Annotated in this window: 17 protein-coding genes; 3 read left to right on the forward strand and 14 right to left on the reverse strand. The window is 62.2% G+C overall.

Annotation, left to right across the window (positions count from 1 at the left end; all coding sequences use genetic code 11):
• Window positions 1-72 precede the first annotated feature (72 nt).
• From FY036_RS08285 to FY036_RS08325, 9 genes are all read right to left on the reverse strand, one after another.
• Window positions 73-2,346, reverse strand: coding sequence for an O-antigen ligase family protein (locus FY036_RS08285; protein ID WP_148914256.1), 2,274 nt, complete (start codon window positions 2,344-2,346; stop codon window positions 73-75).
• 4 nt (window positions 2,347-2,350) lie between these two features.
• Window positions 2,351-3,052 carry a hypothetical protein gene (locus FY036_RS08290; RefSeq protein ID WP_148914257.1) on the reverse strand — a complete coding sequence of 234 codons (702 nt, stop codon included), beginning with the start codon at window positions 3,050-3,052 and terminating at the stop codon, window positions 2,351-2,353.
• Window positions 3,053-4,261, reverse strand: a complete 1,209-nt coding sequence (locus FY036_RS08295; protein WP_235897588.1) for a DegT/DnrJ/EryC1/StrS family aminotransferase — start codon at window positions 4,259-4,261, stop codon at window positions 3,053-3,055.
• A gap of 1 nt (window position 4,262) precedes the next feature.
• Window positions 4,263-5,195, reverse strand: coding sequence for a GDP-L-fucose synthase family protein (locus FY036_RS08300; RefSeq protein WP_235897589.1), 933 nt, complete (start codon window positions 5,193-5,195; stop codon window positions 4,263-4,265).
• A gap of 11 nt (window positions 5,196-5,206) precedes the next feature.
• Entirely contained in the window at window positions 5,207-6,295 is a 1,089-nt protein-coding gene (gene gmd / locus FY036_RS08305; RefSeq protein ID WP_148914258.1) for a GDP-mannose 4,6-dehydratase, read from the reverse strand.
• A 5-nt stretch (window positions 6,296-6,300) separates the two neighbouring features.
• Window positions 6,301-7,554 carry a hypothetical protein gene (locus tag FY036_RS08310; RefSeq protein ID WP_148914259.1) on the reverse strand — a complete coding sequence of 418 codons (1,254 nt, stop codon included), beginning with the start codon at window positions 7,552-7,554 and terminating at the stop codon, window positions 6,301-6,303.
• Complete coding sequence (locus FY036_RS08315) at window positions 7,551-8,870, reverse strand: lipopolysaccharide biosynthesis protein (RefSeq protein WP_161601117.1); 1,320 nt, start codon at window positions 8,868-8,870, stop codon at window positions 7,551-7,553. The genes FY036_RS08310 and FY036_RS08315 overlap by 4 nt, the downstream gene beginning before the upstream one ends.
• Complete coding sequence (locus tag FY036_RS08320) at window positions 8,867-9,646, reverse strand: WecB/TagA/CpsF family glycosyltransferase (RefSeq protein ID WP_161601118.1); 780 nt, start codon at window positions 9,644-9,646, stop codon at window positions 8,867-8,869. Before FY036_RS08320 ends, FY036_RS08315 begins: the two co-directional genes overlap by 4 nt.
• 109 nt (window positions 9,647-9,755) lie before the next feature.
• Window positions 9,756-10,361: a sugar transferase gene (locus FY036_RS08325; RefSeq protein WP_148914262.1), complete on the reverse strand. Its 606-nt coding sequence runs from the start codon at window positions 10,359-10,361 to the stop codon at window positions 9,756-9,758.
• Window positions 10,362-10,921: 560 nt separating this feature from the next.
• On the opposite strand from FY036_RS08325, the gene FY036_RS08330 reads away from it, so the two are divergent.
• Complete coding sequence (locus FY036_RS08330) at window positions 10,922-11,254, forward strand: hypothetical protein (protein WP_148914263.1); 333 nt, start codon at window positions 10,922-10,924, stop codon at window positions 11,252-11,254.
• Window positions 11,255-11,343: 89 nt separating this feature from the next.
• On the opposite strand, the gene FY036_RS08335 is transcribed toward FY036_RS08330, so the two are convergent.
• Window positions 11,344-12,258 carry a LysR family transcriptional regulator gene (locus tag FY036_RS08335; protein WP_148914264.1) on the reverse strand — a complete coding sequence of 305 codons (915 nt, stop codon included), beginning with the start codon at window positions 12,256-12,258 and terminating at the stop codon, window positions 11,344-11,346.
• A 174-nt stretch (window positions 12,259-12,432) separates the two neighbouring features.
• On the opposite strand from FY036_RS08335, the gene FY036_RS08340 reads away from it, so the two are divergent.
• Window positions 12,433-13,611 carry an acyl-CoA dehydrogenase gene (locus tag FY036_RS08340; RefSeq protein ID WP_148914446.1) on the forward strand — a complete coding sequence of 393 codons (1,179 nt, stop codon included), beginning with the start codon at window positions 12,433-12,435 and terminating at the stop codon, window positions 13,609-13,611.
• A 73-nt stretch (window positions 13,612-13,684) separates the two neighbouring features.
• On the forward strand, window positions 13,685-15,193 hold the full coding sequence (gene amaB, locus FY036_RS08345) for an L-piperidine-6-carboxylate dehydrogenase (protein WP_148914265.1): 1,509 nt from the start codon (window positions 13,685-13,687) through the stop codon (window positions 15,191-15,193).
• 40 nt (window positions 15,194-15,233) lie between these two features.
• On the opposite strand, the gene FY036_RS08350 is transcribed toward amaB, so the two are convergent.
• The 4 genes from FY036_RS08350 to FY036_RS08365 are packed head-to-tail and all read right to left on the reverse strand — an operon-like array spanning window position 15,234 to window position 20,234.
• The gene (locus FY036_RS08350) at window positions 15,234-16,349 is read right to left on the reverse strand and encodes an ABC transporter ATP-binding protein (RefSeq protein WP_148914266.1); all 1,116 of its coding nucleotides are present in this window, start codon (window positions 16,347-16,349) and stop codon (window positions 15,234-15,236) included.
• A 31-nt stretch (window positions 16,350-16,380) separates the two neighbouring features.
• A complete protein-coding gene (gene bglA, locus FY036_RS08355) occupies window positions 16,381-18,060 on the reverse strand; it encodes a beta-galactosidase BglA (protein WP_148914267.1) in 1,680 nt (559 codons plus the stop codon).
• A 4-nt stretch (window positions 18,061-18,064) separates the two neighbouring features.
• Complete coding sequence (locus FY036_RS08360; RefSeq protein WP_148914268.1) at window positions 18,065-19,219, reverse strand: carbohydrate ABC transporter permease; 1,155 nt, start codon at window positions 19,217-19,219, stop codon at window positions 18,065-18,067.
• A gap of 1 nt (window position 19,220) precedes the next feature.
• Complete coding sequence (locus tag FY036_RS08365; protein ID WP_148914269.1) at window positions 19,221-20,234, reverse strand: carbohydrate ABC transporter permease; 1,014 nt, start codon at window positions 20,232-20,234, stop codon at window positions 19,221-19,223.
• Between the last annotated feature and the right edge of the window lie 138 nt (window positions 20,235-20,372).

The raw sequence follows: 20,372 nt of genomic DNA on the forward strand, positions 1-20,372 counted from the left end.
ACAGCGCCGCTTGCTTCATCGAGATGCAGCGGCCTAATGTGACAAACCTGATGGACCAGAGCCTCCGTTAGCTCACGCCGCCGGTTGTCCCAAAAACCCTGACGACGGACAAACTCTAGAATACTGCAGAATCTTAACGTTCCCATTAGCAAGCAACCTTGCAGCCGTAAGGCGGCCGGAACTGAAAGCTTCCGTGTCCAGACCTATACGGGCAGGCGAAACGAATGGTTGCGCAAGCGGCGTATGGCCGTGCACGAGGGTCAGCCCCTCACGCGCCTCGAAGCTGGCCTCGCTGAGCCGCACCGTCATGAGTTCGATGTCGCGATGGCGTTCGAGCGGGGTTGCCGGCAACAAACCGCCATGCACGAGAAGAAATCCCGGCAGGCTGACGCACACAGGCAGCCGTTCGACAAACTCGATATGCTGGCGCGGGATGAAGCTTTCCAGCACCTGTCGGCTCGATCTCGGCTCCTTGGCCAGCCGGTCTACCGTCGCGAGGTCGATGCCGTAGGATGCGAGCGTGTCGCGCCCGCCGAGGTCGAGCCAGACCCGTCCGGCGGCAGGATCGCGCAGGAAATTCATCATCATCTGCTCGTGGTTTCCCGCGATGCAGATCCGTCGAAAGCCTTCTGGAGGTGGCGCCAGAAGATAGTCGATGACTTGGGCCGAGCGTGGCCCCCTGTCGATGAGGTCGCCGAGCAGGACGATGATCTTCGAGCCGTCCGTGTCCGCGGCGTCGGCCGCGATGCGGGCCTCAATGCCTGAAAGCAGGTCAAGGCAGCCGTGAACGTCACCGATGGCGTAGAGGGCAGACGGCATCGTCTTGATTTGCAGGCGTTCGCGCGGCGAGGCCAATTCAGACGGTCCCGTCGGCGAGCCCCAGGACGCGAATGGCTGATTGATGACGGTGGGTTCCCGTCCTTGATGCCCCCCCTCCGCGCGATGGCTTTCGCGCGAAAGGCCGAATGCCAGCAGCATCGTGAACAGCAGCGCATTCGCCTGCATCTGCAGGCTGAAATCGACAAGGGAATGCAGCGTTGCGACGATCGCCACCCCGACCGCGATTAGCGGTGCGGCCTGTTTATCGGCCTCGGCAGCGTTCCATTGGCGGATGCAGCGCGCGACAATTACGCCAAGGATGAGAAGCGGGATCGAACCTATCAGGAGGCCGTGGTCGCTCCACAGTTCCAGATAAGTCGAATGCGCCTTGTCCCAGACGAGGCCGACATCGAGCGACGACTGGTGAAAGAGCGGAAACGCCAGCGCGAAGGTTCCACCGCCATAGCCGAGCAGCGGTCTCTCCCCGATCATCGCAACGATCTGCCGATAAAGCTCGAGCCGGACACCGGTCGACAGGTCGACGGACGAGAACCGTTCCAGCAGCCCGCCCCCCTGCGCCAGCACAAGCAGAACGCCGATGACAGCCAATGACACCGCGATCGTCCCGAGGGTTTGCCAGCGGCTGCGGCCCGACGCCGAGCGTCGCGCCTTGCTCCACCAAAGCAGGCATACGGCCGCGATGCCGCACAGCGCAGCGAAAACCCCCATCCGTGACTGGGTGGCGAGCAGGACGCTGAAGATCAGCAGGGTGCAGGCGGCATAGACCCAGGGAAAGTCGCTGAGCGACTGAGACAGGCGTCCGTTGCGCTCGCGTTGCAGCGAAGACAGGCTGAGCACAACGCCGATGATGCTGCCGAAGGCGAGGAAGGTCGCGAACGAGTTGCGGTTGACGAATGGTCCGGTCGCCGCACCGAGGTAGGTCCATTTGTCCAGAAAGAGGATCGTGTCGCCAAGATATGTAAGCGCAACGAGGCCGTAAGCGGCATAGCCTGCGATGATGAAGAGCAGGGCGGAAAGATAGGGCCGCAGGTCGCGGATCTTGGCAGCTACCTGTACGCCGACGAAAAACATCATCGCATAGCTGAGGAAGCGTAGCAGGCTGAACCACGTCTCGGGCGGCGACAGGCTGGGTGTGGAGGTGACGATGGCTTGTCCCGTCTGCGTCGTGACGGTGAAATCGCCGATGAGCCATCCAAGCATCGTCATCTGCCCGACGTGCCATGCTGCAAAGATCGCGGCCAGAATGCCGAGGAAACGTAACGATCTGGAAGAAAAGGCGAAACCACGGCCGGCGTTGGAAAGCATCAGCAGATAGGTTACGCAAAGCACGGCCGCCACGACGGCCATCATCGCCCAGAAGAAGGGTCTGTTGCCCGCAAAGGGCAGCGGCGCAAGCCCCACCACCGCGATCAGAGCCCATCCGAAACGCTTCGACGATTGCGTTGGCAGCCCGGAGCGTGCCCCGGGCCGATGGACCTTCTGCGGCTGCATGGCGGGAGCGTTCATCCGTTCACCCTCCAGCGCCGCGCGCCTGCTGGCCCGCGCGTTCGTCTACGGCGGTGCGCAGATAGTGCAGGAATGCTTCCCTCGTCTCGATCGGCACATTCTCCACCATCGCGGATATCCGCTCGCGTGACGCAGGCTTCGCCAGATAGCGCCTTACCAGGGCCTGCTGTCCGCGGTGATGCTGGAAGAGAAGCACCATGTCGGCGTCGGCGGCTTCCCGTGCTTGCGTGTCGAGGTTGTCGAGATCGTCTTCGAAGAGTTCGAACCGAAGCTCCGCCACCCAAAGTTCGTTGGGGCCGGTTGCGTGAGAAAGTGCGAGTTCCCGGTTCGCTGCGTCCCGATCGCCCAGCGAACGGCTGGCGAATGCTGCGATGAGATGGGCGTAGGCGTCTGTCGGCGCGCGCCGTAGCAACGTTTCCGACAGTTTGGCGCACCGCGCCGCAACGGCCTCACGGCGTGCTTCACTTTGAAGACGGCCATAGATCGATGTCATCGCGTTCAGGCAGTCGTCCAGCACGAAACGTCCCGAATAGGCGGAAAGGCCCGTTGCCAGCCGGTCGCCGGCGATGTTCTGAAACCGCTCCCTCTCGCCCTGTGCCTGTATCGAGAACGGCCGCAATTCGAGATAACCGGTCACGGTGCCGGCTCCGATTACCGCTCCGAGGAATGCCAGCGACAGCCAGAAGCCGGAAGGGCTCATCGCCATCTAGCTCGCGACGCGAACGGCGGCATCGAGCGCGCGTCGCAGAAGACGGAACTCCCGATCCAGCCCTCGATGGTCGTTGCCGATGAAGAACCCGTTGTGGTCGATGATCTCCGCATTGGTCATCGCGCCTGCAAGGCTGTAGTCCATGTAGCCGAGCACGCGCTTGTTCTTGGTAAAATTGCCCACCACGATCGGCCGCGTCTCGATTTCATGTTCTGTCAGAATGCGGATGACCGCCTTGCGGTCGATGCCGGACTGCGGCGCTATGACGACACTGAACCCGAACCAGCTGCTTTTGCCGATTTCGCGCTGGGTGATGAACTGCGGAAACTCGGCCATCAGCGCCTTGAATTTCTCAGCGTTGAGCCGGCGGCTTTCGATCAGGTAAGGCAACTTCTCCATCTGCGCGCGACCGATGGCGCCGCTCATTTCGAGTGGTCGCAAATTGTAGCCTGGAAGCGCGAAGTGAAACGATTCCTCGAACGGATCATCGGACTTCGTGCCCGTCACGTGGTTTTCGCGCGGAAGGTTTCGCGTCCAGCCGTGGGCACGAAGGCACAGCATGACGTGATACAGTTCCTCGTCGTCGGTGACGACCATGCCGCCTTCCATCGTGGAAATGTGGTGCGAGAAGAATGAGCTGTAGGTGCCGGCGAGTCCGAAAGTGCCAGTGAAGCGATTGCCGAATTCCGCACCCATCGATTCGCAATTGTCTTCCATCAGGATGATGTCCCGGTCACCGACGATTGCGCTTATGGCGTCGAAATCGTTCGGGTTGCCGAGCAGATTGACGGCGAGGATCGCCCGCGTGCGGTCACTGACCGCGAGGCGCAACGCGTCGAGGTCGAAGTTGAGGGTTTCGAGATCGATATCCACGAATTTCAGGTGCAGGCCGTATTGCTGCAACGGAAAATAGGTCGTGCTCCACGACACCGCCGGCACGATCACCTCGTCGCCAGGCATAAGCCGGGCTTCCTTGCGGTAGCGAAGAGCCGCGATCATCAGCAGGTTTGCTGACGACCCCGAATTGACCATCACGCAGTACCTGCTACCCATCGCAGTGGCGAACTGACGCTCGAATGCGGCGACTTCAGCCCCCATCGAGAAACTGCCGGATGCGGTGACACGCGCGATCGCTGCCAGTTCCTCCTCGTCCCATGACGAGGTGGCGAGGCGGTATCCACGTTCTGTCGGCGCCATTTGGTTCATGTCAGTGCCCTATAGTCAGATAATGGTCGTAGGTCAGGCGGATGCCCTCATCCAGAGAATGGCGCGGGGACCAGCCGAACGCGGCCTGTCGGTCCGTGGCGACAAGCTTGCGCTGCATGCCGACGGGTTTGCTTAGATCGTGGGTGAACCCGCCATCCCATTCGAGAACGCGCGCCACCGCCTCGTAGTATTCGTTGACGGAATAGTCCGAGCCGCAGCCAACATTCATCAGGTCGGGCAGGTCGTCAAAACGTTCGACGGAGGCCCAGACCGCATCGGCGAGATCGCCGGCGAACAGAAATTCACGCCGCGCCGTCCCGTCGCCCCAGATATCGACCGTCTCGCGGCCGTTCACACGGGCGTCGTGTACCTTCGCGATGACTGCGCTCACGAGATGCGAAACATTGGGGTCGAACTTATCGTAGACACCGTAGAGATTGCAGGGAATGAGCGTCTTGTACCGCAGTGTCGGCCGCGCCCGGGAAACATACAGGCAGAGCCGCGCGACCGCGATCTTGGCTATCGCGTAGCCCTCGTTGGTCGGTTCCGGTTTGCCCGACAGAATCAGGTCTTCGCTGAGCGGATTGGGCGCGTCGCGTGGATACATGCACGAACTGCCGAGATTGAGCAGCCGCGGAACACCTGCGTCTCGCGCCGCCATAACGACGTTCATCCCCATCTCGATGTTATCGACGAGCGCTTCGGTCTGATAGGCGGAATTGTAGTGGATGCCGCCCACCCTGCCAGCCGCGTGGATAACGAGATCCGGCTGGAGGTCGGCGATGTAGAGCGCAACGGCCTGCTTGTCTGTGAGGTCGAGAACCTTGCTGGAAGGCGCGACGACCTCATGCGTCGCCGCCGTGGCGTGGTCCAGCAGATTGCGCCCCACCATTCCCGAGCCGCCGGTCAGCAATATCTTCATGCGTCTGTTCACGGCGTCGACTCTCAGGATGCCGCCGCCAGCGCCGTGTCGGACGCGCCGCGCGCCAGATCATGCTGCGCCTCACGGAAATCGCTTTCCACCATCTCCGCCACCAGGTCCTCGAAGCTGGTGGCCGGGGTCCAGCCAAGGCGCTCGCGAGCCTTGGTCGCGTCACCCAGAAGCGTCTCGACCTCCGTAGGACGGAAATAACGTGGGTCCACGGCCACGATCACGCGGCCGTTCGCGTCCACGCCCTGCTCGTCCACGCCTTCTCCCTGCCAACGAATGTCCATGTCCAGCATGCGGGCGGCGATCTCGACGAACTGACGCACCGAATACTGCTTGCCTGTGGCGATGACGTAGTCGTCGGGTGTCTGCTGCTGCAGCATCAGCCATTGCATCTCGACATAGTCGCGCGCATGGCCCCAATCTCGCAGGGAATTCATGTTGCCGAGAAGCAGGCAATCCTGCATCCCCAGCTTGATCCGTGCCAGTGCCCGCGTGATCTTGCGCGTCACGAAGGTTTCGCCGCGCTGGGGCGACTCGTGATTGAACAGTATGCCGTTGCAGGCATAGATGTCGTAGGCCTCGCGATAGTTGACCGTGATCCAGTAGGCGTAGAGCTTTGCCACCGCATAGGGGCTGCGCGGATAGAACGGCGTCTTTTCCGACTGCGGCGTTTCCTGCACGAGGCCGTACAGTTCCGACGTGGAAGCCTGATAGAAGCGCGTGTGCTGGGCGAGGTCGAGGATGCGGATCGCCTCCAGCAGGCGCAGCGTGCCGAGCGCATCCGAGTTTGCCGTATACTCCGGCTCCTCGAACGACACCGCCACATGGCTTTGTGCCGCCAGATTGTAGATCTCGTGCGGCCGCGTCTTTGCGATGATGTGGATCAGGCTCGACGAGTCGGTCATGTCGCCGTGATGCAGCACGAACTGCCCGCTTTGCCCGTATTCGCCATCGAAGAGATGATCGATGCGGTCTGTGTTGAACAGCGAGGTACGACGCTTGATGCCGTGCACCTCATAACCCTTGTTCAGCAGAAACTCTGAAAGGTAGCTTCCGTCCTGCCCGGTTACGCCCGTAATCAGGGCCACTTTTCTGTCGACCATTTGGCTCACCCTCGTGTCGCGGGTTGGGGAAAGGCTTCGTGCAGCGCCGCTGCCCGCGCGGTGGGCGCCGCTTGCCCATGGCGGGCCTCGAAACGCTCCCGTTGGACCGCCAGCAGGGCGACGGCGAATGCACTGCCGAAGAGGAAGCTTATCGAGGACAGGCCGACATTGACGGCACTGTTGATCACCAGCAGCGCGGCCACGCAGGCGGCAAACCGCCTCTCGTGAAGTGTGGCGCGGGCGGGCATGCGGATCGCGTGGAAGAACCAGAAACAGAACAGAAGGAGCCCGATCACGCCCTCGCGCAGGAGTACGTCGTAGAAGGAACTGTGCGTGGCGACGAAGATGTCGTTGGGCCCCGTTCCGATCGTCCAGCCCCAAGGCATGATCTCCTCGAACCGGTGCTTGATGTATTCGGTGCCATATCCGACGCCGAGGCCGAAAGTGTCGGCCGTAGCCTGAAGCACGTCCCGCCACAGGATCGCCCGAACCGCCGTGTTGTGGTCGAGCGGATGCAACTGCACGGCAAAGAAGGGCGCGATCGCGATGAAGGACAGGCAGGCCGCCGAGATGCCGATCAGCATCAGCGTCGGGCGCCGGCTCAGCCGCAGTGCCAGCACGACCAGGCAGAAAAGCTGCGACTGGGCCGATGAACTCAGCGCGAACGCGAAAGCAATGATCGTCGCATCGACCAGCCAGTGCCTCTTCTCCCTGAACAGCAACACCAGGAAGAGCATCGCCACGATGGCGACGTCGTTCGTCAGTGTGTAGAAGAATACGTCCGTTTCAGGATCGTAGATGCCGTGCAGATGCTGGGACATCCGGCTCAGGACAGCCGCGATCAGCACCAGAGCCACGATGTTCTTTTGCAGAAAGGCGTAAGAGTATCGCAGGGCCAGTGTGAAATATGCGATCAGAATGGGCAGTACGGGCACGTAGAACCATTGACGCAGGGCCGCATTTTCGTCGTGGATTTTCGTCCACGAGGACGGCATCACCTGCGCAAGAGATAGCGTGAAGATGACCAGGCTGAACACGAAGAACGGCATGTAGCGCCCGCGTATCGGCCACACCCCGGCAAATGTCAGCGCTGCGGCGGCGCTTGCCACCGCGATCAGCAGCGGCAGTTCGCCCAGTTCGCGCAGCGAGAGCGACATCAAGCCGTAGAGGAGGCATGGAAAGCCGACCCAGAACGGCAGGGCGCCGCCAGCAAAGGGTGCAGTGGTTTTGTAGCCTAGACCTTGGGCGGAGGCGGTCATCGGCCGTTCTCGCGCAACAGCAAAGGCGATTTGCGTTCGGACATGAGAACGAGTGTGACTATGGCCGCGATCTGGGCGATAATTGTCCCCCACACGACTCCGTACGCCCCAAATTGGCCTATGAGCGGGATGCTCGTTGCAAGCGCCAGGCCTGCGGCAATGGATTGGCTGACGAGTACCGGGACTGTCCTTCCGCGCGCTCTGAATATGAAGCTCAGCATCTGGACGATGGGGTAAAGCAGCCAGAGCGCGCAATAAAGGCGAAGCAGCATCTCGTACCCATGCAGTTCTTCGCCCGAGACCTTGTCCAGTATGAATGGAGCAAAGAGGGCCACGATCGATAGAATGCTTGCCATTGCCAGCATTATCAACATCGACACCCTGCGATGGGCAACGAGTGCGTGCTCGGAGCCGTGTTGGCGAATGTCCTCGCCGAGCTTCTTCGGCAGCATGTGTTCCAGGGCCGACAGGATAGGGTTTACGACGCCTACGATAGCCTGACAGATTCTGATCGTGCCCGCGGCAAAGGGGCCGACCATGAAGGCTGCTATCAGCAATAGAGCATGGTCGCCGGCAAACTGCAGCATGCTTGACAGCGATAGCCAGCGGCCGCTGCGCGCGAAATGCGCGATATGGACTCGCGCCCGTTTATAGCTCCACGACGATGCGTGACCGGTCAGGTCAGGCAAAGCCAACACAGCAACGGCAAGTCCGTTTGAGACCGTCATCAGCAATACATACTGCGCGGTTGTTGCTTCCGCGTTAAACCATGCAAGCAAGGTGAAGACGACGAGAAGCAATCCGTAGCGAAGAAGGTCGAAACGCCATACTTTATCCGCCCTGCCGCTGAGAAAGCAGGCCCTGCGCAAGAACTCGGAAGCCGCCATCGAGGTACCGAAGGCGACGGCGAGCAGGGTCTTGTGCGCCGACCCGGCTACCAGCCACAAGACGAGATCCAGCCCCAGCGCGAGGAGCAGCAAGGCAAGGCTTATTGCCGTGATCGCAACCGACGCCGAGACGATCATGGCCGCCCTGACGCTTGCCGCCTTCTGCGAGGCGATTGACACCAGCGGCGAGGCGATCAGGGCGTTGACGACTGCGGAGATGCCGAAAGCGGTTGCGAAGTAGACGGCATAGATGCCGAATTCCGCTACGCCCAGCATCCGTATGAGATAGAGGGAGATCGCGAGATTGGCAGCACTGTTCAGCCCCTGGTTGCCGACCACGAGCCCCGCGCGGAGGAGGTAGTCAAGGCGCTCTCTGACACCGGCGACGAAAGACGGGGATGTCGGCAATATGGCGCCTGCTTCGCTCATGTGGGGACTTTGAAGCGCTGCAAAGCCATGAGTGCCACGAATTTCGGCGCCAGCACAAGATAGCGTCTCCACAAGCGCCGTGGCTCGGAGCACAGCCTGTGCAGCCATTCCAGCCCGTTTTTCTGCATCCACACAGGGGCGCGTTTGACGTTGCCCGTGTGAAAATCGAAGGTGGCGCCGACGCCGATGAAGGTCGCCGGCACTCTCTTGGCCAGTTCACCCATCAGGAATTCCTGCTTCGGCGTCGATATGCCGATCCAGACCACGTTTGCGCCCTTTGCGATCATGTCGCGGGAGACTGCTTCCAGTTCGTCTTCGGTAAGCGGACGAAACGGCGGCGTGCCGACGCCGACGATGTCGGCTTCCGGAGTAATGAGGCTGAACCTGTCGCGCAGCTCTTCCGCGACGCCGTCCTTGCCGCCATAGAAATAGTGCTTGAGCCCTGTGCCGCCGGAATGCTTGAGCACATGCATCATGAGATCGGCACCGGCGGTCCGCTCCACCGGAAGGCCGCGCGACTTGCCGGCCCATACGAGAGGCATCCCGTCGGGTGTGACGAGCGCGGCTTCGTAGTGGAGTTGACGCAGCCGCTCGTCCGTCTGCGCCTGCATGATGCCGTGCACGTCGCGGATGAAGACGAAACGCCCGCGATCGTCCCTGGCCCAGTTTACGAGTGCACGAAATGATCTGTCGACCGATGTAATCGATACCGGAACGCCGAGAACGTCGAATGTATCGAAGGCATCATCAGGCTTGGCGTGGATATTATTTTCCATTGTTGTTCTCTTTATTGTGGGTCGGCCTGCCATCACTTGATGGCGGTTGCGCCCGGGGACGCGACTTCCCGAAGGGTCTGCGGAAGTCGGGTCGGTTATTGTGACGTCGTCATAGACCTGTTCCGCCGCGCCACTCGGACGCGATGGTGCGGATGGCGATCTTGAGGTCCAGCCAGAGGCTGAACCGGCGCACGTAGATCAGGTCGAGCTCTATGCGGCCCCTTGCCTTTTCGGCATCGACCGTCGGGCCGCGATAGCCGCTGGCCTGCGCCAGCCCCGTGATACCGGGCCGCATATCGTGGCGCTGGTGGTATTCGGGCACCAGCTCTTCATAGGGCACGCCCCCGCCCAGCATGCCGATGGCGTGACAGCGCGGGCCGATCAGCGACATGTCTCCGCGCAGCACGTTCCACAGCTGGGGCAGCTCGTCCAGGTTCGTGCGTCGCAGCAGCCGGCCTAGCCGGGTGACCCGGGGATCGTTCGGGGCGGCCTGGATGATGCCCGCCGCGTCGCTGCGCTCGGCATGCATTGTGCGAAACTTCAGCACCCTGATCTTGCGGCCTCGGCGTCCCCAGCGCTCTTGCACGAAGAATGCAGGGCCAGGCGTGTCCGACATGACCAACAAGGCCAGAACGAGGAACAGGGGTGAAAGAACCAGCAGCGCCAGCGAGGAAACCGCCACGTCGATGGCGCGCTTGCACGCAAGTTGAAACATTCTCCCGCCGCGCGGTCGCAGCCGAATGCCGAAAAACCCTTCGACGTTCTGATTGGCCGGTCCGCGATGGGAACTCAAATGGCCAAGAGAGGGAGCCTGCGATGCAGCCGAGAAATCCTTATTCAGATCCCGGCTATGCTTTCCATGCGAACCCAACTCATCGTACGCAGTACCATGAAAACTCATTCTCAAGCCCGTTTAGGTCGAAGAACCTCCGCCGCACCTTGGGGGCATAAGGAGGGAAAGTAGAGGTTACTTCAGGCCGCCCGACATCCATTTACTATTTTTTAAGCAAGTGCGTCAATTAATGGCAGATTTAATTGATCGAACATCGTAAACGTGAAAGCTGTAAAACAGAGGCGGGTTAATAACTTAATTCATTCAAGAATTTTGGCGTATTTCCTCGCGACCTCATGTGATATTTTTTAGTATAACCCTCTGGCGGCAATGGTTACAAAAGGCAATACTAGAGTACGAAGCCGGCTTCGATTGCGGTCGGAAAATAGCAGCGGCGTAGAGGTGGAATTTTTGGTACGATGCCGGCTCCTGCGGAGCGTGTCGTGATCTACATTTTGCTGTATTTGGTCTTTGTTAGTGCGATCGGTATAGCTGCATCGTATTATTCGTCGGTATTTACTATAATCACAATTTCGTTTCTGATGGTGTTGCCTGCGCTTGTATCGGCGGTGCTGTACCTTGAGATTGGTGCTGGACTTATCTTGTTAATACTGTTTGCTATCGCGTATAGCGGTGGGGTAGGTCTTGGTCTCTTCGTGCGATCCCGATCCGAGGCAGTAGACTCGCAGCAGGTCGCCCCCGATGGGTCGGAGGACGCCGGCAAGGATCAGGTGATTCGTGACGGCCTCGTCCCGAATGGCGATCCCAAGACCTAAGCCCTGGTTCCCCGGTCGCGTCAGATCGAGCTGCTCTCCCGGCTAAGCGCGGGAATAATACTTGTACCTTCCCCCAACTGCCGGCCGTTTCACCGCAGTTCTGCGGTCTCCGCCTCCAGCCAGGCGCGGAAGGCTCGCAGCGGCGGGTGCTGTGCGCCACTCTGCGGCCAGATGAGGTAGTAGGCGCCCATGCCCGAGATGGGGCCGCCATGCGCGGCTACCAGCCGCCCCGCATCGATCTCGCCGGTCGCCAGAAACGCCGGCAGCAGCGCCACCCCCATCCCGTGGATCGCGGCCTGTATCATGGTCGCGAACTGATCGAACATCATGCCGCGCGCCGGCGGCGTGCCGCAGTCGTGCGCGGCGAACCAGCTCGTCCAGGCGTTGGGCCTTGTCTCGAGTATCAGCAGCGGTACCGACAGCAGATCCTCCGCCTGAGCAAAGGGATATCGCTCGTGAAAATCCGGTGAGCAGCAGGCGATCATGCGTTCATCGAAAAGCTTGAGTTGATCCGTCTCCGGCCAGTCCGGATCACCGAAATGGATCGCCGCATCGAACGTGCTCTGGGCGAAGTCGAAGCGCTGCAGACGCGTGCCGAGATTGATCGTGACGCCTGGATGGGTCGACAGGAACTGCGGCAGGCGCGGCGCCAGCCAGCGCGTCCCAAACGTCGGCAGGATGGCGAGCGACAGCGTCCCTCCGCCCGGGTTGGCGCGAAGCCCCAGCGTGGAGCGCGCGATAAGGTCCAGCGCCTTGCGCACATCCTGCGCATAGGCCTTGGCCGCGTCGGTGGGCTTGAGGCGCTTGCGCTCGCGCTTGAACAGACTGACCTCGAGCTGGTCTTCGAGCGTCTTGACCATGCGGCTGACGGCGCCCTGCGTCAGCGACAGCTCGCGCGCGGCGGCAGCGGTCGAGCCCGTCCGGCAGACCGCCTCGAAGGCGGCCAGCAGACTTATCGACGGCTGGAGCCGACGCGGTGTGCTCCAGATATGTGTATTGGACATGTTTGATCGACCAAAAAGCGTTTTTCCTGCATAATACGTGGCTCATAATATATCAAAGGCTCAGGCGCGCCGTTGGACACCCGTCTAGTGCGCCTTCTTCCAGACGATTCCGTTTCGCGAGTGATCGACATGAACATTTCCGCATCCGCAAAGCCCGCCAAGGGCGACACAGGCATGGCTCCGTTTTCCTGGGCCGACCCTTTCCTGCTTGACGACCAGCTGACGGAAGACGAGCGTCTCATCCGCGATGCGGCGGCCGCGTTTGCGGCGGAAAGCCTCGCGCCTCGCATTGAGGAAGCCTATCTGGACGAGAAGACCGACCCGGCCATCTTTGCCGAGATGGGAGCCGCCGGCCTGCTGGGCGTGACGATCCCCGAGGAGTATGGCGGCTCGGGTGCGGGATACGTCTCTTATGGGCTCGTGGCGCGTGAGGTCGAGCGTATCGACAGCGGTTACCGCTCTATGATGAGCGTCCAGTCCTCGCTGGTGATGCATCCCATCTACGCCTACGGCTCCGAAGAGCAGAAGAAGAAGTATCTGCCCAAGCTTGCTTCGGGCGAGTGGATCGGCTGCTTCGGCCTGACCGAGCCCGACGCGGGTTCCGACCCCGGCGGCATGAAGACGCGTGCGGAAAAAACCGACGGCGGCTACCGCCTCAAGGGTTCCAAGATGTGGATTTCCAACGCCCCGATCGCCGACGTCTTCGTCGTCTGGGCTAAATCCGCCGCCCACGAAAACCAGATCCGCGGCTTCGTGCTCGAAAAGGGCATGAAAGGCCTGTCCGCCCCCAAGATCGGTGGCAAGCTCTCGCTGCGCGCCTCCATCACCGGCGAAATCGTGATGGAAGACGTCGAGGTGGGCGAAGACGCCCTGCTGCCCAACGTCTCCGGCCTCAAGGGGCCGTTCGGCTGCCTCAACCGCGCCCGCTATGGCATCTCGTGGGGCGCGATGGGCGCCGCCGAGGATTGCTGGTTCCGCGCCCGCCAGTACGGCCTCGACCGCAAGCAGTTCAACCGGCCGCTCGCGCAGACGCAGCTTTACCAGAAGAAGCTCGCCGACATGCAGACCGAGATCGCGCTCGGCCTCCAGGGCTCGCTGCGCGTGGGGCGCCTCATCGATGAAGGTCGTTTCGCGCCTGAGATGATCTCGCTGGTCAAGCGCAACAATTGCGGCAAGGCTCTCGACATCGCACGCGCCGCGCGAGACATGCATGGCGGAAACGGCATCCAGATCGAGTACCACGTCATGCGCCACGCGCAGAACCTCGAGACGGTCAACACCTACGAGGGCACTCACGACGTTCACGCGCTGATCCTCGGCCGCGCGCAGACCGGTTTGCAGGCGTTTTTCTAAGTTTCGGATGACATTGCGTACGGCGCGCGCCGGTTAGGCGCGTGGCCGGCACGATATGAAAGGTTGAACCGACATGGACGTGAAGAAGGAAACGGCGGATCTGCTGGTGAAGCTGGGCGTGGACGCGGCAGCGTTGTCGGGCGGCACGATGCCTTCATACAGCCCGCTGACGGGCGAAAAGGTCGCCGATCTGTCTCCAGTCTCCTCATCCGATGCGGCAAAGGCCATCGAAGAGGCGGACGCGGCGTTCCGCCAGTGGCGTCTGGTGCCTGCGCCGCGGCGCGGCGAGCTGGTCAGGCTTCTGGGCGAGGAACTGCGCGCCGCCAAGAGCGATCTCGGCCGGCTGGTTTCCATCGAGGCAGGCAAGATCCCGTCCGAAGGGCTGGGCGAAGTGCAGGAGATGATCGACATCTGCGATTTCGCGGTCGGCCTTTCGCGCCAGCTTTACGGCCTGACCATTGCGTCGGAGCGCCCCGGCCACCGCATGATGGAGACGTGGCATCCGCTGGGTGTCGTGGGCGTCATCTCGGCCTTCAACTTTCCGGTCGCCGTCTGGTCGTGGAACGCGGCGCTCGCGCTGGTATGCGGCAATTCTGTGGTGTGGAAGCCTTCGGAAAAGTCGTCGCTCACCGCACTTGCCTGCGAGGCGATCTTCGCACGGGCGGTTGAGCGTTTCGGCGACGCGCCGGCGGGCCTCCTGAAGGTACTGATCGGCGACCGTGCCGTAGGCGAAGTGCTGGTCGACCATGCAAAGGTGCCGCTGGTTTCGGCTACCGGTTCGACGCGCATGGGCCGCGAGGTCGGGCCGCGCCTGGCGAAACGCTTCGCACGCGCTATCCTCGAGCTTGGCGGCAACAATGCCGGCATCGTCTGCCCCAGCGCCGACCTCGACATGGCCCTGCGCGCTATCGCTTTCGGTGCCATGGGTACGGCCGGCCAGCGCTGCACCACCATGCGCCGCCTGTTCGTGCATGAAAGCGTCTATGACGACCTCGTGCCGCGCCTGAAGAAGGCCTACGAGAGCGTCTCGGTCGGCAACCCGCTGGAAGGCGGCGCGCTCGTCGGCCCGCTGATCGACGAGGCCGCCTACAAGGGCATGACCGGTGCGCTCGAAAAGGCGCAGGCCGCGGGGGGCGCTGTCACGGGTGGCGAGCGTGTCGAGGTCGGTCCCGACACCGCTTTCTATGTGCGCCCCGCGCTGGTGGAGATGCCGAAGCAGGTCGCGCCGGTGACGGAAGAGACCTTCGCGCCGATCCTCTACGTGATGAAATATTCCGACTTCGATGCCGCCATCGCCGACCATAATGCCGTCGGCGCGGGCCTGTCTTCCTCGATCTTCACCCTCGACGTCCGTGAGGCAGAGAGGTTTCTCTCCGCCGACGGTTCCGATTGCGGCATCGCCAACGTCAACATCGGCACCTCCGGTGCCGAGATCGGCGGCGCCTTCGGCGGGGAGAAGGAAACGGGAGGCGGCCGCGAATCCGGCTCCGACGCGTGGAAGGCTTATATGCGCCGCGCGACCAACACGGTGAACTACTCGACGGTACTGCCGCTGGCGCAAGGCGTGTCGTTCGACATCTGACCGCCTGGCCCCGCCGTCGCCTTCTCCGTTCCGAGGAGGATCAGGCGGCGGTGGCCAGCCTCTCCCGTGCGAAGGAGCGCCCTTCGCCGTCGAAGATGTGCAGGTTTCCGACATCCGCCGTCAGTCGGATCGTCGAGCCCCGCTCGATCGGCGTGCTGCCGGGTAGCTTGGCCACCAGCGGCTCTCCATTGCGGCCGACATCGACATAGAGAAGCTGAACCTCGCCCAACTGCTCGAGATAGTCGATCCGGCCCTCGAACAGTACGCCGCCATCGGCATCGGTCGCGATGCTGAGATCTTCGGGCCGCACCCCGAAGCTGATGGCCGAGCCTTCGGCATCCTTCGGCGTCGCGGTGGGCACATGCGCAACCGTGCCGCCGGCAAGCCGCACCGCCGTGGGCGATCCTGCCCGTTCGATGGTTGCCGGCAGGATGTTCATCGACGGCGAACCGATGAACTGCGCGACGAAGAGATTGCCGGGATGGCAGTAGAGCTCCATCGGCGAGCCGACCTGCTCGACATAGCCGTCTTTGAGCACGACGATGCGGTCGGCCAGCGTCATGGCCTCCACCTGATCGTGGGTCACGTAGATCATGGTGGTTTCCGGCATCGACTCCTTCAGCTTGGCGATCTCGATGCGGGTCGCCACGCGCAGGGCGGCGTCGAGGTTCGACAGCGGCTCGTCGAACAGGAACACCTTCGGATTGCGGCAGATGGCGCGGCCGATGGCGACGCGCTGGCGCTGGCCGCCCGACAGGGCCTTGGGCAGTCGGTCCAGATATTTCGTCAGCTGCAGTATTTCGGCGGCCTGCTTCACCCGCTCGTCGATCTCCGCCTTGCTGGCCTTGGCGATCTTCATGCCGAAGGCCATGTTGTCGTAGACCGTCATGTGCGGATAGAGCGCATAGGACTGGAACACCATCGCGATGCCGCGCTTCGATGGCGGCACGTCGTTGACCAGGTCGCCGGCGATCTCCAGCCGGCCGTCGGTGATGTCCTCCAACCCCGCGATGGTTCGCAGCAGGGTGGACTTGCCGCAGCCCGACGGTCCGACGAAGACGATGAACTCGCCGGACTTTATGTCGAGATTGATGCCGTGCAGGATTTCGAGATTGCCGTAGGCTTTCCGGACATCCTTGAGCAGAAGATCGGCCATGGGTTCCTCCTCCCGTTTTTTCCCTTGTCGTTCAGGCGATCCTGCCGAACCACGCGTCGTAGGCGCCGAGCCTGATCGTTCCTTCGGCGCTTGCGCCCGAAAAGCCGTGCCCCGGTACCGATACCGGCGACATGCCGTCGGCCAGCGTCAGCGCGGCATCGCTGCCGCCCAGGTTGAAGACGCACAGCAGTTGCTCGTTGCCGTGGCGGCGTGTGAAGGCGACGATGTCTCCATCCGTGTCGAGAAAGCCGATCGACCCTTTCGAGAGCGCCGGGTGCGCCGCGCGAAACGCCAGCATGCGGCGATAGTGTTCCAGCAGTGAGCCGTCTTCACCCGCCTGCGTGTTCACTGCCAGCGTAAGGTGCTCGGCGGGCACCGGCAGCCAAGGTCGAGCGGTCGAGAAGCCTGCATTGGGCTGGTGCGAATCCCACGCCATAGGCGTGCGGCAGCCGTCGCGACCCTTGAACTCTGGCCAGAAGCGGATGCCGTAGGGGTCCTGCAAATCCTCGAAGGCGAGGTCTGCTTCCGGCAGGCCAAGTTCTTCGCCCTGATAGATGCAGACCGACCCGCGCAGGCTCATAAGCAGGGCCGACACCACCTTCAGATAGGCGGTGCGGTCTGCTTCCGTCGCAGCCCAGCGCGAGGCATGGCGCATCACGTCGTGGTTGGAGAACGCCCAGCACGACCAGCCGTCGCCGGCGACGCGGTCGAACTCCTCCAGCACCGTGCGCACCCGTGCGGCGCTGATCTTGTCTGGCGCGAGGAAATCGAAGGAGTAGCACATATGCACGCGGTCGCCGCCGGCGGTGTAGTCGGCCACAACCTGAAGCCCGCGCTGAGCGTCGCCCACTTCGCCGACCGCTGCTGCTGCCGGATACTCATCCAGAAGCGCGCGGAAACGCTTGAGGAAGGCGATGTTCTCCGGCCGGCTCTTGTCGAAGACATGGTCCTGCCAGTTGTAGGGGTTCACCGCCGGAGCGGTGGAATAGTCGCGCGATTCAGGTGCCAGCGGCGGGTTGTCCTCCAGCCCTTGGCTGTGGAAGTAGAAATTGATGGTGTCCAGCCGGAAACCGTCTACCCCACGCTCCAGCCAGAAGCGCGTCACGTCGAGAAGCGCGTTCTGGACTTCGCCATTGTGGAAGTTCAGGTCGGGCTGCGAGGCAAGGAAGTTGTGCATGTAATATTGTTGCCGGCGTGAATCCCACTCCCATGCCGAGCCGCCGAAGATCGACAGCCAGTTGTTGGGCGGCGTGCCGTCCGGCTTGGCGTCTGCCCAGACGTACCAGTCGGCGCGGGCGTTGTCGCGCGAGCCGCGGCTTTCCCTGAACCACGCATGCTGGTCAGACGTGTGCGACAGGACGAGATCGATCATCACCTTGAGGCCGAGCCTGTGCGCCTCCGCAATGACGGCGTCGAAATCCTCCAGCGTGCCGAAAAGCGGGTCGACGTCGCGATAGTCCGACACGTCGTAGCCGAAATCGGCCATGGGCGACTTGAAGAAAGGCGATATCCAGATTGCGTCCGCCCCGAGGCTGGCGATGTGCGGCAACCTAGTCAGGATGCCGCGCAGGTCGCCGACGCCGTCGCCATCGGAGTCCTGGAACGAGCGCGGATAGATCTGGTAGATGACGGCTCCGCGCCACCAGTCGCGATCTGGCTTTGCCATCGGCTCCGCGCCTTCCCTGTCCTGCATCTGGATTGCAGCCTGCATGTAATCAACCACCCTTGACCGAGCCCGCGAGCAGCCCGCGGACGAAATAGCGTTGCAGCGAGAAAAACACGATTAGCGGCACGATTATGGTGATGAACGCGGATGTCGTGAGAATTTCCCAATCGCCGCCGCGTGAGCCGAGCAGCGCGTTGAGCTTACCCGTCAACACCAGCTGGTTCGAACCGGAGCCCAGGAACACCATGGCGACGAGCAGGTCGTTCCAAACCCACAGGAACTGGAAGATGGCGAACGAAGCCAGCACCGGGAAGGAAAGCGGCAGCACGATCTTCACGAAGATTTCGAAATCGCTCGCCCCGTCGATGCGCGCCGATTCCATGATCTCGCGCGGCAGGCCGGCGATGTAGCTGCGCAGCAGATAGATGGCGAAGGGCAGGCCGAAGCCGGTATGCGCCAGCCAGATGCCCAGATAGGTCTTGGCCGGCACGCCGAAGAACGTGCCGACGCCGTTATAGAGCTTGAGCAGCGGTATCAGCGACATCTGCAACGGCACGACCAGCAGGCCGATCACCACCGCGATCAGGATCGCGCGGCCGGGAAATTTCATCCATGCCAGCGCATAGGCCGCGAAGGCCGCGATGAGGATCGGGATGATGGTGGCCGGGATCGTTACCGTCAGCGAATTGATGAAGGACCGGCCGATGCCCTCCGAGAACAGCACGGTTCGGTAGTTTTCCGTCGTGAAGCGCGGCGGCGTCGCCGCCTCGAAGAATATGCGCTGACCGCGATTGCCCTCGAAAGCCGTGGGCGAAGACTGTTCGTAGCTGCCGTCCTCGTTGACCTGCAGCGTCACCCCGTCGCCGAGGTCGGCGGCTGTTCCCGCCTCGTGCTCCGTTGGGTTCTGGATGCGCGTGCCGAACGAGCGGATGACGCGCGCATCGTCCTCTTCCAGCAGATTGCCGGCTATGACGAAGCGTCCGTTCTGTTCAACCTGGGCGTCCGCGCCTTCGGTGCGGCCCTGCCCGGTCTGGGCAGAGGTCGTCAGCGCGGTCCACCAGCCCGACACGGCGATCTGGTCCCTGTCGCGCAGCGAGGAGACGAGGATCCCAAGCGTCGGGATCGTCCAGACGATGACGATCAGCAGCACGGCGATATGCACGCCCCAGCGCGCGGCGAAACCCTTTCCGGCGGTTGCGGCCATCTCAGTGTCCTCCCGTCTCGCGCGTAGCGTTGCGGATGTTCCAGATCATGATCGGGATGACGGCCAGCATGATGACGATGGCGATCGCCGCGCCGCGGCCGAAATCGCCGCCGCCTCGGAACATCCAGTCGAACATGAGGTTGGCCAGCACCTGGCTGTTCCACTGGCCGTTGGTCATCGTCAACACGATGTCGAAGACCTTCAGCACGAGGATCGTGATCGTGGTCCATACGACGGCGATGGTTCCCCAGATCTGCGGCACCATGATCTTCCAGAATATCTGGAAGCCGTTGGCGCCATCGATGGTTGCGGCCTCGATCGTCTCGTCGGGAATGCCGCGCAGGGCTGCCGACAGGATCACCATCGCGAAGCCGGTCTGGATCCAGATCAGGATGACCATCAGGAAGAAATTGTTCCAAAACGGGATCGATATCCAGACCTGCGGGTCGCCCCCGAAAGACTGGACGATGGCGTTCAGCACCCCGATCTGCGTCTGGCCGACGCCGCGATACTCGTAGATGAACTTCCAGATCACGCTGGCGCCGACGAAGGAGATAGCCAGCGGCATGAAGATGAACATCTTGGCAATGTTGCCCCACCAGATGCGGTCGGTCAGCACCGCGATGACGAGGCCGAAGAAGGTGCAGGCGGCCGGCACCACGGCGAGCCAGAGGAAGTTGTTGAAGATCGCCTGTCTGAATTCGCGGTCGCCGATCGCCCATTGATAATTGGCGGTGCCGACGAAGTTCTGGCCCCCTCGATCCATGAAGGACAGCCTAGCCGTCTCGATTACCGGATAGACGAGGTAGATGGTGAGGATGATGAGTGCGGGGCCCAGAAACAGCCACGGCCTGATGAGGCCCTGCCGGCGCAGATTGTCGATCGCAGCGCTCCCCTGCACCCCGTGCGAGGGAAATATCAGGTCCAGCAGCCGGTTTGCGCCCCAAAAGTAGGCGACGCATCCTGAAACGCCCAGAACGACCGTCAGCAACGCAGAGATGATCTGGCCCGTCATTGCGTCCTCCCGCAATCGTCAGTGACTTGTTGGCTTTGCGCCCGGCGCGATCCGGCGCGCCTGGCATGCACCCTGAATACACTGGTTTTGCCGGTCCGGACCGCGCACGGCCCGGACCGCAATGGTCAAAGGGAGGAG

Source organism: Neoaquamicrobium microcysteis, assembly GCF_008180155.1.
In the GTDB taxonomy this organism is placed as follows: Bacteria; Pseudomonadota; Alphaproteobacteria; order Rhizobiales; family Rhizobiaceae; genus Aerobium; species Aerobium microcysteis.

Coding starts and splice junctions, on each gene's coding strand:
- FY036_RS08285 (WP_148914256.1), bottom strand. CDS start 2,346: ATGAACGCTCCCGCCATGCAGCCGCAGAAGGTCCATCGGCCCGGGGCA.
- FY036_RS08290 (WP_148914257.1), bottom strand. CDS start 3,052: ATGGCGATGAGCCCTTCCGGCTTCTGGCTGTCGCTGGCATTCCTCGGA.
- FY036_RS08295 (WP_235897588.1), bottom strand. CDS start 4,261: ATGAACCAAATGGCGCCGACAGAACGTGGATACCGCCTCGCCACCTCG.
- gmd (WP_148914258.1), bottom strand. CDS start 6,295: ATGGTCGACAGAAAAGTGGCCCTGATTACGGGCGTAACCGGGCAGGAC.
- FY036_RS08310 (WP_148914259.1), bottom strand. CDS start 7,554: ATGACCGCCTCCGCCCAAGGTCTAGGCTACAAAACCACTGCACCCTTT.
- FY036_RS08315 (WP_161601117.1), bottom strand. CDS start 8,870: ATGAGCGAAGCAGGCGCCATATTGCCGACATCCCCGTCTTTCGTCGCC.
- FY036_RS08320 (WP_161601118.1), bottom strand. CDS start 9,646: ATGGAAAATAATATCCACGCCAAGCCTGATGATGCCTTCGATACATTC.
- FY036_RS08325 (WP_148914262.1), bottom strand. CDS start 10,361: ATGTTTCAACTTGCGTGCAAGCGCGCCATCGACGTGGCGGTTTCCTCG.
- FY036_RS08335 (WP_148914264.1), bottom strand. CDS start 12,258: ATGTCCAATACACATATCTGGAGCACACCGCGTCGGCTCCAGCCGTCG.
- FY036_RS08340 (WP_148914446.1), top strand. CDS start 12,433: ATGGCTCCGTTTTCCTGGGCCGACCCTTTCCTGCTTGACGACCAGCTG.
- amaB (WP_148914265.1), top strand. CDS start 13,685: ATGGACGTGAAGAAGGAAACGGCGGATCTGCTGGTGAAGCTGGGCGTG.
- FY036_RS08350 (WP_148914266.1), bottom strand. CDS start 16,349: ATGGCCGATCTTCTGCTCAAGGATGTCCGGAAAGCCTACGGCAATCTC.
- bglA (WP_148914267.1), bottom strand. CDS start 18,060: ATGCAGGCTGCAATCCAGATGCAGGACAGGGAAGGCGCGGAGCCGATG.
- FY036_RS08360 (WP_148914268.1), bottom strand. CDS start 19,219: ATGGCCGCAACCGCCGGAAAGGGTTTCGCCGCGCGCTGGGGCGTGCAT.
- FY036_RS08365 (WP_148914269.1), bottom strand. CDS start 20,234: ATGACGGGCCAGATCATCTCTGCGTTGCTGACGGTCGTTCTGGGCGTT.